9 protein-coding genes are annotated in these 14,285 nt (G+C 54.0%); 3 read left to right on the top strand and 6 right to left on the bottom strand.

What is annotated here, in order from left to right; genetic code table 11:
• Positions 1 to 65 precede the first annotated feature (65 nt).
• From bcsC to bcsR, 6 genes are read right to left on the bottom strand one after another with little or no spacing between them, the layout of a single operon-like run.
• The gene (gene bcsC / locus K0778_RS16270) at positions 66 to 3,539 is read right to left on the bottom strand and encodes a cellulose synthase complex outer membrane protein BcsC (RefSeq protein WP_001225106.1); all 3,474 of its coding nucleotides are present in this window, start codon (positions 3,537 to 3,539) and stop codon (positions 66 to 68) included.
• Positions 3,521 to 4,627: a cellulose synthase complex periplasmic endoglucanase BcsZ gene (gene bcsZ / locus K0778_RS16265; protein ID WP_001618937.1), complete on the bottom strand. Its 1,107-nt coding sequence runs from the start codon at positions 4,625 to 4,627 to the stop codon at positions 3,521 to 3,523. The genes bcsC and bcsZ overlap by 19 nt, the downstream gene beginning before the upstream one ends.
• Positions 4,628 to 4,633: 6 nt before the next feature.
• The gene (gene bcsB, locus K0778_RS16260) at positions 4,634 to 6,973 is read right to left on the bottom strand and encodes a cellulose biosynthesis cyclic di-GMP-binding regulatory protein BcsB (protein ID WP_000823624.1); all 2,340 of its coding nucleotides are present in this window, start codon (positions 6,971 to 6,973) and stop codon (positions 4,634 to 4,636) included.
• A 10-nt stretch (positions 6,974 to 6,983) separates the two neighbouring features.
• Positions 6,984 to 9,602, bottom strand: coding sequence for a UDP-forming cellulose synthase catalytic subunit (gene bcsA, locus K0778_RS16255; protein ID WP_000025892.1), 2,619 nt, complete (start codon positions 9,600 to 9,602; stop codon positions 6,984 to 6,986).
• On the bottom strand, positions 9,599 to 10,351 hold the full coding sequence (gene bcsQ, locus K0778_RS16250) for a cellulose biosynthesis protein BcsQ (RefSeq protein WP_001618938.1): 753 nt from the start codon (positions 10,349 to 10,351) through the stop codon (positions 9,599 to 9,601). Before bcsQ ends, bcsA begins: the two co-directional genes overlap by 4 nt.
• A gap of 11 nt (positions 10,352 to 10,362) precedes the next feature.
• Positions 10,363 to 10,551, bottom strand: a complete 189-nt coding sequence (bcsR, locus tag K0778_RS16245) for a cellulose biosynthesis protein BcsR (protein WP_001063318.1) — start codon at positions 10,549 to 10,551, stop codon at positions 10,363 to 10,365.
• Positions 10,552 to 10,823: 272 nt separating this feature from the next.
• Between bcsR and bcsE the strand changes: the two genes are divergently transcribed.
• Genes bcsE through bcsG form a run of 3 tightly spaced genes read left to right on the top strand, consistent with a single transcriptional unit; the run spans position 10,824 to position 14,259 of the window.
• Positions 10,824 to 12,395, top strand: coding sequence for a cellulose biosynthesis c-di-GMP-binding protein BcsE (gene bcsE / locus K0778_RS16240; RefSeq protein WP_001204909.1), 1,572 nt, complete (start codon positions 10,824 to 10,826; stop codon positions 12,393 to 12,395).
• A complete protein-coding gene (bcsF, locus tag K0778_RS16235; protein ID WP_000988308.1) occupies positions 12,392 to 12,583 on the top strand; it encodes a cellulose biosynthesis protein BcsF in 192 nt (63 codons plus the stop codon). The genes bcsE and bcsF overlap by 4 nt, the downstream gene beginning before the upstream one ends.
• Complete coding sequence (bcsG, locus tag K0778_RS16230; protein ID WP_063084555.1) at positions 12,580 to 14,259, top strand: cellulose biosynthesis protein BcsG; 1,680 nt, start codon at positions 12,580 to 12,582, stop codon at positions 14,257 to 14,259. The genes bcsF and bcsG overlap by 4 nt, the downstream gene beginning before the upstream one ends.
• Positions 14,260 to 14,285: the final 26 nt, after the last annotated feature.

Raw genomic sequence — 14,285 nt, 5'->3', positions numbered from 1 at the left:
AATCCCAGATTGCCGCCCGAGTATACCCGATCGCAGCGGCATTAAGAGAGGCGCTATCTGAAAACTTACCAGTCGGCGTAAGGTATCAGCGGCTGCGGCGGTAAATCCATGTCACCCTGCCATCCGGCGGCGGAATAACGTACGTAGAGCAGGAAATGGCTGGGTGCGTAATCTTTCGCCTGCTGGATATCAATTGCCGTGCCAACAAACCAGTTGGAAGTAACACGTCGTTCAAGTAATGCCCGCGCCGTGTAGCCGAAGCCCTGACTGCTGCCGCCATCGTTGGATTGCCGCGCAGCTTCTTCCTGCCAGTCGGTCGGGATCAGATTCATCAGCGGATAACGCGGCATGGTTTTGGTGCGTGAATGCGACCACGAGCCAGACGCACCCAGCTCCCACGACCAGTTTTCCGTGCGCTCCCGCCACATCACCGGTATGGCAAACGACAGGTATTCCTGCGGACTGTAGTAACCGCCCTGACCGAGTGAGTAGCCACTCAGATCTTTGTCGTAATGCCAGATCATGTTGTTCAGGCCGATTGTGACGCGGCGATTGTTCTGGTTAATGACCTTATAGTAATAGCCCGTCATCCAGCGCACGCGCCAGTTATCTTCGACATTTTTACCGGTTAACTGGTCGCCACTAAGCGATGCCCAGACGCCGTTTGCTTCACCTTTATCGTAGCTCAGGCTTAGCCCCACGCCGTCCGCACGCACACCGCCCCATTTTTTCCCGGTATTACTCGGGGAGTCTTTTTGCCCACCAAAGGCCAGCAAAGAACTGGAGATGGGCCGACGGTGGGCGTTAACGGTGTAACCCAGCGGCCCGATATCATCGCTGTAACTGATGCCGCCGACCACATCCACCACGTTGAAGCCCATCGGCGTGGTGCCGATATCCCAGCTCCAGACGTCATTTCGCCAGCCGACCGCCACGCTGGCACCGGAATCCGACTGGCTGCGGTTGCCGCTACAGTCCTGTAATGTACAGGTGCCCCAGTTGTCATCCCATTTGCCATCGGCATTCGTGGAGAAACTGCCGACGTTCATATTGACGAAATCACTGCGAAAGAACATCCGCCCGTCAGAATACGGCGCGTCCACCTGCAACATAGTGGTGTGCGCTTTCAGATCGGAGTAACCACCGGTGCCGCTCGATCCCCAATAATCATGCTCAAGGGTGACGTTAAGATCCTGCTGGCGATAGAGGTCCGCCGCATCGCTGCGCACGCCGCGTTTCAGCCAGTCATCTTTCTCGTCGTTACGGGTCAGTCGGGTAAAGGTGTCGTTATCCTGCGGACGCGTCGTAGTCACACCGGATGCGACCATAGCGTCTTTGTAGGTTTCCAGCGCCTGCTTTGGATCGCCCGCCTGCGCTTCAAACTTCGCACCGTCGCGCAGCACCATCGCGCTTTCCATCGACGGTGGCTGAGATTTTGCCTGCGGGATCAACTTATTAAACGTCTGCTGCGCCGCTGCGGTATCTCCAAGCTGCGCCTGTGCCAGCGCCACGCGCCGCTGTGTGTTCAGCGAGGCGTTATCGGTAGCGGGCAGTTTCGCCAGCTGGCTACGTGCTGCCGCTGTGTCACCGGCAGCAATATCCACTTCCGTCAGCCCCAGAATGGCATCGGCGTTAGTTGGCTCCCGCGTCAGGACATTCTGATATGCAGCGCGGGCGGCGGTGTAATCACGTCGCTGCTGCGCCCAGTCAGCCAGCGTGAGGTCAATACGCGTGGAGGGCGGTTGCTGGCGCAGCATCGCTTCCGCTTCAGCTTCTTTGCCGCTTTCTCGCAGGCGATTAGCGGTTTCCAGCACCTGATCGCTTTGCAGGCGATTAACCAGCTCCTGAATATTGTTGTTCCACTGCGCGCGCGGCAGGCTGTTGATATGCGCCAGCGCCGCTCTGTCCTGGTCATGACCAGAGAGATACAGCCCGTAAGCGTAAACCTGCTCCGGGTCATTCGGCTTCTGCTGCGCCAGATTGCGCATTAACGTATCAGCCTGGCTGCGTTGTCCGGCCTGCCAGAGATCCTGCGAAAGTCGGTAAGTAATCCATACGCTGCCGGGGTCCAGCGCCAGTCGTTGCCGCTGAAGTGCTGCCGCCTGCGCCCATTTGCCCTGGTTTTCCAGTGCCTCTGCCTGCTGTGCCAGACGGTCGTTTTGCAGGCTGCGTTCGATATCATCAATGCTGCGCCGCTGGCTGGCAGAGAGCGAGGCGATAAACGCTTCAGCTTTTTCTGGCGACTGCTGGCGATAAATATTCGCCAGCCCGCGCACGGCGTTAGTGTTGCCGCTGTCCATCCGCAGGGTCTGCTGATAATAGCGTTCAGCGGCGGGGTAATCTTTGCGCGCCATCGCCACATCGCCCAGCCCCAGCACTGCATAACTGTCGGTGTTATCGACATTACGCGCCTGCTGGAACAGGCGTTCTGCCCGGTCAGGATTATTGGCTTTCAGCGCAGCATCGCCCTGCTGGATCGCCAGCCAGTAGCGGTTTACTTTCAGCAGACTGTTCCATTTGTCGTTGTTGCTGCTGTGCGGGTCCAGTGCGAGGGCTTTTTCCAGATTCGCCACTGCATTGGCGCGATCGCCTTTCTGTGAATATGCCTGGCCCAGCGCCCCCAGAGCCTCACTGTCTTTCGGGTTCGCCCGCACTGCCTGTTGTAGTTCGGGAATGGCTTTACCCGCCATACCAGAGTCCACCGCCGCTAAACCTTGCGCACGAGCGCGGAAAGCAGGGTCGGCCAGCTGTTTTTGCTGTTCTGCCAGTTGCGATTGTGCAGCCGCCACGCTATCGCCATCGCTAAAGATCGAAAGATATTTTTTCAGCGCCGACACACTGGCATCGCTGACGGGCATGTCTTTAATCTGCCCGTACCAGATTTTAGAGGCCCCCTCGCGTCCGGCGTTCGATTTCGCCATTTGTTCCAGAACGGCAAAGCCTTCGTCACGCCGATCGCTACTAAACAGCAATAGCGCCAGATTGTTTTGCAGGCCCGTGTTGCCCGGTGCATCCGCATTGATGCGTTTTAACTGATTGATCGCTTCGCCACGGCGAGCCGGAATTTTCGCCACCGTACTCCAGTACTCGACAGCAATGTCACCTTCCGGCGGCGCACCGTTGAACAGTTTGTTGTAACTCGCCACAGCTTCTTCCGCATGACCGGTAGTCGCCTGCAATCTTGCCTGTTGCAGTGCCTGACGACCATCCGGCGTGGAAAGTAGCATCGTAGTCCGCGACGATTTATACGCATTTGAACTCGGCGCTAACTGAGACAGCCGATCGAGCTGTTTTTGCGCGCCATCAATATCGCCCTGACGTAACAAAGAACGGAAACGGGCGGCAACGACGTCCGGGTTATTCGGATCAATAAGTTCCAGCCGATATAACGACTGTTGCACCAGATCTTCACGATGGGTCGCTTCACCTAACCGAACTTGCTCCAGCAACTGTTGCTGAGCGGTTGGTGCTGCCTCGACCATCGGCATGACGGCCAGACCGAGGGAAAGTGTGAATATGTTTAGTGTGAATTTACGCATTCCTGGCCCCAGTCAGGTAATAACTCACCTTTTGTCGAGAAGCGGAAACGGTGTTGATCCCAGCCTTGTCCAAACAGGGTCAGCACATAGTTGTAATAGGCATCGCTGCCGGGAAAGTTATCGGCCACGCGCTGGCGCTGAACGGCCTGCGCATCGCGGTTTTGTAAAAAAGGCAGCATGGCGGCAGAAAAACCGACCGGTCCTTTACCCTGCGCTTTCCCCGTAGCCACATCCACTTTTTCCGGCGGATAACCGTTTTTCTCAGTGAATGTCGCCATCGGTTTAAACCGGTTGAGCATCCGCGCTTTTTGCGGATCGCTGTCAGGCATCATGCCTACCCACATGTAAACGCGGATAGCGTCGTAGCTGCTGATCAATGTTTTTTCGGCTTTTAGCTGCCAGCCTTTGTCTTTCTCATAGCGCACCCAGTCTGGCGAAAAGCCTTTCGGGGCGGTTTCCAGCAATAAACGTTGATTGGTTTCGCGCAGCGTAGTCCACGGCGCGCCAAAGCGGGTGAAATACTGCGCCAGCGTCGGCGGCAGGTAGCTGGGGTTAAAACGCCAGCTGTTATCCTCAGCAAAACCCACTTTGCCCGGTAACAACATGGAACCCAGCCCAGGCACCGTCACCACTTCCTCCCGCGCGATACGTTTTAGCAACGCGCTGCCGATGTCGGTATAACGCTGCTCTTTCCACAAACGCCCCGCCTCCAGCAATGACCAGGCCATCCAGACATCACCATCGGAGGCCGAATTGCTGTCCAGCACTTCCCACTTACTGTTCTCTTTCTTGCCCCACAGCCAGGCGGGCAAACCTTCTTTTAAAGAACCCTGAGCGAGATTGTTCTGCGTCCAGTCGAGAATATTATCGAAAGCTGCACGGTCGTTAGCCGCCAGGGCAAAGAACATACCGTAACTTTGCCCTTCGGAGGTGGTGATTTTGCGCGCGTCGCTGGGGTCGATGACGCGCCCTTCCTGACTGATGTAATCCTTTTTAAACTGCTCCCAGGCAGGCCAGGTACAGGCTGCCTGAACACTAAAGGCAGCCAGCAGCAGCATCGTCACGATTCCACTACGCAACACATTCATCTTCAATTACTCGTTATCCGGGTTAAGACGACGACGACTAATAATTCGCAGCAGACGCCACAGTACCCATGCCAGCAATATCACACTGATAGCCGCCAGCACCGCCAGCAGAATCGGATGGTTTGCCAGCGCATACCACACGCGCTCGAACCACGGCAGATGACCTACGTAATAAACGTCGCCAACACGTAGGCTGTTGATACCGGACTCGCGGATCACCGCGACCGAACCGAACATGGTGGCGCGTTTGCCGCTATCGTTCACCGCATCGTTAAGCATTTCATAACCGCGTGGGCTATCTGCCAACAGCGCAATCACGCTGCGCTGGTCGTTATACGGCGACTGGAAGCCAATCACCGCCGCCATCGCACCGGAAGAGGTCAGCGTTGACCGGGTTTCTGCCGCGCGATCGCTCTCGTCCGGCACAATGCCGGGGAACGGGGTCTGGCGCATCGGTGTTTTCACCCAGCTTTCGGTCGCCTGCACCAATAGGTCGATCTGCTTATCGTCTTTCAGTTTGTCCGGGATACCACCGATGATCATGATGTCGGCATCTTTGCCCTGAATGGTGCTGCCATCATCGGTCACCGTCAGATTAATCGCCGGGAAGCCCGTCTGTGCGCCGATAAAACCAACAGTATTCAGCAACGTTTCCATCTGTGCTTCGTTAGGCGCTTTCGGCATCACGGTGATGGTTTGCGACAGATCCGCCATCCGGCTGAATGGGAAGCCCGCGTTAGCAAAGGCGCGTAGATCCGGCATCGGGATGAAGTGGTAATACTTCGAGAAGTCGATGGTGGAGTCGTCACCAATCACCACATGATTCTGCACCGGCTGGAAGGTAATACAGTTATCCACCGAACCGCCCGGCATCGGGTTCATATACTCAAAGTCGAAGCGCAGCTGGTTGGTCGCGCCCAGTTTCAGCGCCGGAATAGAGACATCTGTTTTGCCATCCAGCAAACCTTGTAATACCGGAATCCGCAGCAGCAGGCGGTTCGCCTCCTGTTTGCTGCTCAGGTTGAAGGATTGCAGGAACTGGTTATTCAGGCTGATATCCATCCGCGAACTGTCTTTCACCGGCGGCATGGTGTAGCGGTAATTAATATCCATATCAATGCCGGTACTGCGCATCAGGTAGAGATCCGGCGGCAGGTTTAGCGAAACGTTAATCGCTGCTGGCTCAAGACCGCTGGATTGTAACTGTTCTTCATAGGTTTTCAGTTCGCCAAATGTGACCGGACGATCGGTACGTACCCAGTTCGGCGCATCGTACGGCTTACGCGGTAGCAGCGGTTTCACTTCATTCACTACCACGCTTTCACCACGGAACAGAATGTTACCCTGAGCGATACCTTTCGCTGCCTGCAACAGGTCTTTGTCGTCACGACCAAACACCACCAGCAGTTTGACGTAAGGATTCTGCGGATGGTTAATCATCTCAATCACCGGGGCTTTTACCGCCGGATGATCGCGCAGGAAGTCCGGCCGTTTGTCGTTGGTTGCAAAGACAATGGCATTACGATCCGGCAGTTGGTTATAGAGCACCGGGAAGTTCTGCCCACGCCAGCCAGAACGCGAACCAAACCACGAGGCGACAATGGCAGAGGCTTGTTGCAGCCCAACATCCGGCGCACCCGCAAAGACCATCGGCAAGGTGTTAGTACGGTTATCGCGCGGGTCAAAGAATGGCACCGGGAAGTGTGACAGGTCATTCTTCACATTCAGGGTCTGATAGGTCAGATCCAGTCCACTGCTCCGCCCAACATCCAGCCAAAGCGTGGTGCTGGCCGGGTTTTCGCACACGTCCTGATAATGGCCGACAAACTCCAGCCGTACACGGTTGAAGTCGGTAATAAACAGTGGGTTAATGGGCATTTGCGCCAGCGTTTTTTTACCCAACTGTTCTTTGGTCACTGGCAGCACGCCCATCAGTTCATCATTGAGATAAACCTTTAACTGCGACTGGACAGGCAGTAACGATGGCGATGGGGTGTATTCGAGGTTGAGCATCGCCTTCGTCACCACTTCATCGCTGCGCATACCAAACTCAATGCTGCCGTTCGGGTTAATGCCACGTAGCACCATGCTGCCCGGCGGCGGTGCAATTTGCGCAAAGGTCAGCTTCACATCACGCGAAGGACCGTTCTGCGCCACGACTGGCGCATCAGCGCCCTGCACGCCCGGCATCACTTGCCCCACCTGCGGATTTTGTTCCGTCTGGGCGGCTACAGCTGGCTCAGCATTGATCAGTGGTTGCGTTGCTGGCGTCGCCTGCGTCATGAAAGAGGGGAACGCACTCATCCCCATAGCCACTGCACAAATCCAGAATAGTTTTCTTTTCATCGCGTTATCATCATTGTTGAGCCAAAGCCTGATCCGATGGTTGTGCCGTTTCGCTCCGCTCCGGGCGGCGCGGAATAAACGATACAACCCAGGAAACCAGAGAAGTCAGCACACGGAATATGCCCTTCACCGAAGAAGGCGCAAACTCCGCCAGATGGCGGTAGCCACGGAAGCCGAGCTTCAGAATATCCAGCAGACTTTCCAGCGGCTTATCTTCCGGGTAGCTGTCCTGCCAGAGCGCCCATGTATCCGCACGGGCAAACGTACACTGCACAAAATCGATATGTTGCTGGGTGGTGAGCGGCATTAATTTCAGCCCAACTTCATTACCCATCACGCGCGCCACCTGGGTCGGGAAGACGTATTCCTGCTGACCGCGTTTAAGCAACAGATTCACTTTCTGCCCTTCCAGAATCTGCGCCTGACCGTTGATCTTGATCCCCAAACCACCGTCGGAGAAATCCTGAACGGTACACGAGAAGAGGTGACCATCTTCGCGGGCAATTGCCGCGGGCATCGTCATCTCCACGCGGTGCGATCGGCGTACCTGTTTGCTTTCTACCGATACCGCAACTGCGCCGCCAAGAACAATCAGGTTGTAGAACACCCACACCATACTGACGACCACGGTGAGCATCTCGGTTGGCGGGCCATAGAAGTAGCGCCAGATGCCTACCGCAACGCCCACCAGGTTGAGCAGGACAAGGAAGATGTAGGGCCGCGAGATCACCCAGTCGACGTACTCTTCTTCCACCAGTCCACCTTTGGCGGTGACGTTAAATTTGCCTTTGTGCGGGTTAATCAGCGCCACCAGCGTCGGTGGTGCGATATACCACGCCAGCACCGTTTCGTAGATTTCACTCCAGAAAGAGTGGCGATATTTGCCCTGGATCTTGGAGTTGGTCAGGCTGGCATGGATCATATGCGGCAGCACGAATAGGGCGATCATCAACGCTGGCGCATAGATGATGTAGGCATGAAGCAGCAGGAACGCCAGCGGCGCAGTCAGGAAGATCAGCCGTGGAATGCCCGACAAGAAGTGGAACATGGCGTTGACGTAACATAGCCGCTGAGCAAACTTCAGCCCTTTACCGGTGAGCGGGTTATCGAGACGGAAGATTTGTACCATCCCGCGCGCCCAGCGAATACGCTGACCGATATGCGCCGACAGACTTTCGGTCGCCAGCCCCGCCGCCTGCGGAATACGCATATACGCGGAGGTATAGCCACGACGGTGCAACCGCAGAGAAGTATGCGCATCTTCAGTCACGGTTTCGACAGCAATGCCGCCAATTTCATCCAGCGGCTTACGACGAATCACCGCACAGGAACCGCAGAAGAAAGTGGCGTCCCACATATCGTTGCCATCCTGCACCAGACCATAGAACAGCGTGCCTTCGTTCGGCGTTTTACGGAAACGCCCCAGGTTGCGTTCAAACGGGTCCGGTGAGAAGAAGTGGTGCGGCGTCTGCATCATCGCCAGCTGTTTTTCTTTCAGGAACCAGCCCATGGTCATTTGCAAGAACGATCGCGTTGGTACGTGGTCGCAGTCGAAAATCGACACGAACTCGCCTTTGGCATATTTCAGCGCATTGTTGATGTTGCCTGCTTTCGCATGTTCATGAGTGGTGCGGGCGATATATTTCACCCCCACGTTTTGCGCAAACTGGCGAAACTCTTCCCTGCCGCCGTCATCAAGGATCCAGATATTCAGCTTATCTTTCGGCCAGTCGATACCCAGCGAGGCGTAAATGGTATTTTTCACCACGTTGAGATCTTCGTTGTAAGTCGGGACAAAGATATCCACCGACGGCCACAGCGACATATCTTTCGGCAATGGCACCGGCTGACGATTCAGCGGCCATACTACCTGGAAGTAGCCGAGCACCAGCACAATCCACGCGTACGTTTCAGCGAAGAGCAGAATAAGCCCGCACACCAGGCTGACCGGATCGTCCCAGTTCAGCGTAGAGGTGTAACGCCACCAGATATAACGGCAAGAAACGGTCAGCGACAGCACAATCAACATTAGCGCCGAGAAGCGCCCCGGCATCCGCCGTACGATCAGCGCTACCCCCCACAGCAGCATCAGGAAGATAAACTGCGCCAGCGGGTTAAACGGCTGAGTAACGCAGATTAACGCCAGAATCAGCGAGAAGGTGACGATGATACCGAGGATCAACCGCCGCGCCCCGGCACTCAAATGACCGAGCTCTTTTTTCTCATCAAGATGCTGTGTTTTATGGCTAACGCGCTCAGGCAGCTCGTTCATCCATTGATGGTAACGTCCACGAATATTCTGCAGACCTGAAAATGCCCGCCTGCGCGGTTTCGGCGTTTCTTTGCGCGATGCACCGATCAGTAACCAGCATGTTTGAATGAGATAACGGACCGGGTCCAGCGGACGCGGACGCGAGGCGTTGATATGCGGATACAGGTTTTTATGTTCTGCGCGAATACGCTGCCAGCGCGGGTGCTCCAGCGGAATAAAAATCCAGGCCAGGATCATCCAGAAACAGCCGAGCGTCGCGCTGAAAGCCGACGCACCGTGACGACGATAATCGCGATAACGCCCGATCAGCCGCGCGTTGACCGGCGGGATTAGCAACCACCGGGTCAGGATACTCATGATTTACTCCCGACTGGCGTTTTCAGCCCGGAATAGTTCAACAGGCACCAGTTCGCCAGCGTCAGTATCTCTTCAGCCGCCAGCGCATCACTGCGATATTCACCTACTGGTTGCTTAGCCGCCAGGCATTCAGCCATCGCTTCATCACGATGAATGAGCATCGGCAGTAATCGGCGCTGGCTTTGCAACCAAAGCTGGTAAATATCGTCCTGAACCTGACTGCCAATACGGAAGTCATTAATCAAAATATGTGCGCCATCCGGCAGCGCTTGCTGATGCAGTCGGATATGGCAGTTGGCATCCACATTGACGATTGCCAGCGAATGATCGCACAAACTCAGCAGCTGGTGGGTTATCTGCGAGGCATCACGCGGTAAGTCGATTAAAATCCACTGGTAACGCCCGCTGGCTTTTAGTTGCTGTAAGCCGGAGCAAATATCGCTCAGCCGGGTTTGCCAGTGCTGTGGATTTTCTTGTTCTTCAATGGATAACTGACCAAAAGGCAGCAAATCGAGCTGCGAGGTGTAGCGCAACCCAGCGTCACGCCAGTCCTGGCCATCCAGCATCGCTCTGGCCCAGCCCTGACGGTGGGTAAAATCAACATTAAATGACAGGCGCAACAAGTTGTCGGGGCAGGCATCGACCACCAGAACATTTTCTCCCAACATTTGTAATGACCAGGCTAATGCGGCGGTGATGGTTGTTGTCCCCACGCCTCCCCGCACCCCCTGCAATCCCAGTACGGCCATTCACCAATCCCCTACTTTTGTTGCGCAAACTCTGCCAGCAACGGCCAGCGTTTTAATGCCGCGGCCAACTGTTCGCGTTGGGAAATATCGGCATAATCAATATCAGGCAGTGAAAATGCCTGCTTTAACGCCACAATATCATTCTGGAAGATATAGCCTATCGCGGGATCAGGCAGAGTATCTGGTTCATTGTTATTCATATTGCTTGATCCCTATGAAATAACCGTACCGTTCATGAGACAATTCTAACCGTGAGCATTTCGCCGGTTTATTGTTTACGGCGAGACGGGAATTTGCTCACTTTTTGACTTTCCGTTACGCAACAGAAAAAGTTAAAAACGAAAAGACTAAAATCACACGTCTTGTGACCTTCTAAATTGATTCACATGCTAAATCTGATAAGTTTTAATTTCAATGGTAGGTTTATTTCTTAGCTTTCGCTAGTAAACTGATAATCAGACAAAATGGTGACATGAGGGACATTGTGGACCCTGTATTCTCTATCGGTATCTCATCATTATGGGATGAGCTGCGACATATGCCAGCAGGCGGCGTCTGGTGGTTTAACGTCGATCGCCATGAAGATGCTATCAGTCTGGCGAATCAAACAATTGCATCCCAGGCTGAAACCGCACACGTCGCGGTCATTAGCATGGACAGCGATCCGGCGAAAATCTTTCAATTAGATGATTCTCAAGGGCCGGAAAAAATAAAATTATTTTCTATGCTAAATCATGAAAAAGGTCTATACTATTTCGCCCGTGATTTGCAGTGTTCTATTGATCCCCATAATTACCTTTTTATTCTTGTTTGCGCAAATAACGCATGGCAAAACATTCCTGCCGAGCGGCTGCGCTCATGGTTGGATAAAATGAATAAATGGAGCAGGTTAAACCATTGTTCGCTTTTGGTAATTAATCCCGGAAATAATAACGATAAACAATTTTCATTGTTGCTTGAGGAATACCGTTCACTTTTTGGTCTTGCCAGTTTGCGTTTTCAGGGTGACCAACATTTGCTGGATATTGCCTTCTGGTGCAACGAAAAAGGGGTCAGCGCCCGTCAGCAGCTTAGCGTTCAGCAACAAAATGGTATCTGGACATTAGTTCAAAGCGAAGAGGCGGAGATCCAACCACGCAGCGACGAAAAACGCATTCTGAGTAATGTTGCTGTACTGGAAGGTGCGCCGCCGCTATCGGAACACTGGCAACTGTTCAACAATAACGAAGTCCTGTTCAATGAAGCCCGTACCGCTCAGGCGGCGACGGTGGTCTTTTCTTTACAGCAAAATGCGCAAATCGAGCCACTGGCCCGCAGCATTCATACCCTGCGTCGCCAGCGCGGTAGTGCGATGAAAATCCTCGTGCGGGAAAATACCGCTAGCCTGCGCGCCACCGATGAACGTTTGTTATTGGCCTGCGGTGCAAATATGGTTATTCCGTGGAATGCGCCACTCTCCCGTTGTCTGACGATGATCGAAAGCGTGCAAGGGCAGAAGTTTAGTCGCTATGTGCCGGAAGATATCACTACCTTGCTGTCAATGACCCAGCCGCTCAAACTGCGTGGTTTCCAGAAGTGGGATGTGTTCTGTAATGCCGTCAACAACATGATGAATAACCCTCTATTACCTGCCCACGGTAAAGGCGTTCTGGTTGCCCTACGTCCGGTACCGGGTATCCGCGTTGAACAAGCCCTGACACTGTGTCGCCCTAATCGCACCGGCGATATCATGACCATTGGCGGTAATCGGCTGGTGCTGTTTCTCTCATTCTGTCGGATTAACGATCTGGATACCGCGTTGAATCATATTTTCCCATTGCCTACTGGCGACATTTTCTCAAACCGTATGGTCTGGTTTGAAGATGATCAAATCAGTGCCGAGCTGGTGCAGATGCGCCTGCTTGCCCCAGAACAATGGGGCATGCCGCTGCCTTTAACGCAAAGTTCTAAACCGGTCATCAATGCCGAGCACAATGGTCGCCACTGGCGACGAATACCAGAACCCATGCGACTGTTAGATGATGCTGTGGAGCGCTCATCATGATGACCATCAGCGATATCATTGAAATTATTGTCGTTTGCGCACTGATATTTTTCCCGCTGGGCTATCTGGCGCGGCACTCTTTGCGACGCATTCGCGACACCTTACGTTTGTTCTTTGCTAAACCTCGTTATGTTAAACCGGCCGGGACGTTACGCCGCACGGAAAAAGCCAGGGCAACCAAAAAATGACTCAATTTACGCAAAATACCGCCATGCCTTCTTCCCTCTGGCAATACTGGCGCGGCCTTTCCGGCTGGAACTTCTATTTTCTGGTTAAGTTCGGCCTGTTGTGGGCGGGATATCTTAACTTCCATCCGCTCCTCAATTTGGTGTTTGCCGCGTTTCTGCTGATGCCCATTCCGCGCTACAGCCTGCATCGCTTGCGCCACTGGATTGCCCTGCCGATCGGCTTTGCTTTGTTCTGGCATGACACCTGGTTGCCTGCCCCGGAAAGCATAATGAGCCAGGGTTCGCAGGTGGCGGGGTTCAGTACCGATTATTTAATCGACCTTGTCACACGCTTTATTAACTGGCAGATGATTGGGGCCATTTTTGTTTTATTAGTGGCCTGGTTATTCCTGTCACAATGGATTCGCATTACCGTTTTTGTGGTTGCCATACTGCTATGGCTGAACGTACTTACCCTGGCGGGACCAAGTTTCTCCTTGTGGCCAGCCGGACAACCGACGACCACTGTAACAACGACGGGTGGTAACGCAGCGGCAACCGTTGCGGCGACGGGTGGCGCACCGGTAGTGGGTGATATGCCCGCACAAACTGCACCGCCAACAACGGCGAACCTTAACGCCTGGCTGAATAATTTCTATAACGCGGAGGCGAAACGTAAATCGACCTTCCCGTCTTCGCTGCCCGCTGATGCTCAGCCATTTGAACTACTGGTGATTAACATCTGTTCGCTTTCCTGGTCGGATATAGAAGCCGCCGGGTTGATGTCGCATCCACTGTGGTCGCATTTCGATATTGAGTTCAAGAACTTTAACTCCGCCACCTCCTACGGTGGCCCGGCGGCGATCCGTTTACTGCGCGCCAGCTGCGGGCAGACTTCGCACACTAATCTGTATCAACCGGCAAATAACGACTGCTATCTGTTTGATAACCTTTCGAAACTGGGCTTTACCCAGCACCTGATGATGGGACATAACGGCCAGTTCGGCGGTTTTTTGAAAGAAGTTCGCGAAAATGGCGGCATGCAGAGCGAATTGATGGATCAAACAAATCTGCCGGTTATTTTGCTGGGCTTTGATGGTTCGCCGGTTTATGACGATACCGCTGTGCTTAACCGCTGGCTGGACGTTACCGAAAAAGATAAAAACAGCCGTAGTGCCACGTTCTACAACACGCTTCCACTGCATGACGGCAACCATTATCCGGGGGTCAGCAAAACAGCGGATTACAAAGCGCGGGCGCAGAAATTCTTTGATGAACTGGACGCCTTCTTTACTGAACTTGAGAAATCGGGTCGTAAAGTGATGGTGGTCGTGGTGCCGGAACACGGCGGCGCGCTGAAGGGCGACAGAATGCAGGTATCTGGCCTACGTGATATCCCTAGCCCGTCTATCACCGACGTCCCCGTTGGGGTGAAATTCTTCGGCATGAAGGCACCGCATCAGGGGGCACCGATTGTCATCGAACAACCGAGCAGCTTCCTGGCTATCTCCGATCTGGTGGTTCGCGTTCTCGATGGCAAGATTTTCACCGAAGACAATGTTGACTGGAAAAAACTCACCAGTGGGTTGCCACAAACAGCACCGGTCTCCGAGAACTCAAATGCAGTAGTTATTCAATACCAGGATAAACCGTACGTTCGCCTGAACGGCGGCGACTGGGTGCCTTACCCGCAGTAAGAACGAAAAAGGCCGCAGAGTTTCCC

Source organism: Escherichia sp. XD33 (assembly GCF_019375075.1).
Classification (GTDB): Bacteria; Pseudomonadota; Gammaproteobacteria; order Enterobacterales; family Enterobacteriaceae; genus Enterobacter; species Enterobacter flexneri_A.
Note: the sequence above shows the minus strand (reverse complement) of the source record. Positions and strands in the feature narration are given on the sequence as shown.

What these genes read in the sequence shown, in the direction of transcription:
- bcsC (WP_001225106.1), bottom strand. Translation starts at nt 3,539, where the DNA reads ATGCGTAAATTCACACTAAACATATTCACACTTTCCCTCGGTCTGGCC.
- bcsZ (WP_001618937.1), bottom strand. Translation starts at nt 4,627, where the DNA reads ATGAATGTGTTGCGTAGTGGAATCGTGACGATGCTGCTGCTGGCTGCC.
- bcsB (WP_000823624.1), bottom strand. Translation starts at nt 6,973, where the DNA reads ATGAAAAGAAAACTATTCTGGATTTGTGCAGTGGCTATGGGGATGAGT.
- bcsA (WP_000025892.1), bottom strand. Translation starts at nt 9,602, where the DNA reads ATGAGTATCCTGACCCGGTGGTTGCTAATCCCGCCGGTCAACGCGCGG.
- bcsQ (WP_001618938.1), bottom strand. Translation starts at nt 10,351, where the DNA reads ATGGCCGTACTGGGATTGCAGGGGGTGCGGGGAGGCGTGGGGACAACA.
- bcsR (WP_001063318.1), bottom strand. Translation starts at nt 10,551, where the DNA reads ATGAATAACAATGAACCAGATACTCTGCCTGATCCCGCGATAGGCTAT.
- bcsE (WP_001204909.1), top strand. Translation starts at nt 10,824, where the DNA reads ATGAGGGACATTGTGGACCCTGTATTCTCTATCGGTATCTCATCATTA.
- bcsF (WP_000988308.1), top strand. Translation starts at nt 12,392, where the DNA reads ATGATGACCATCAGCGATATCATTGAAATTATTGTCGTTTGCGCACTG.
- bcsG (WP_063084555.1), top strand. Translation starts at nt 12,580, where the DNA reads ATGACTCAATTTACGCAAAATACCGCCATGCCTTCTTCCCTCTGGCAA.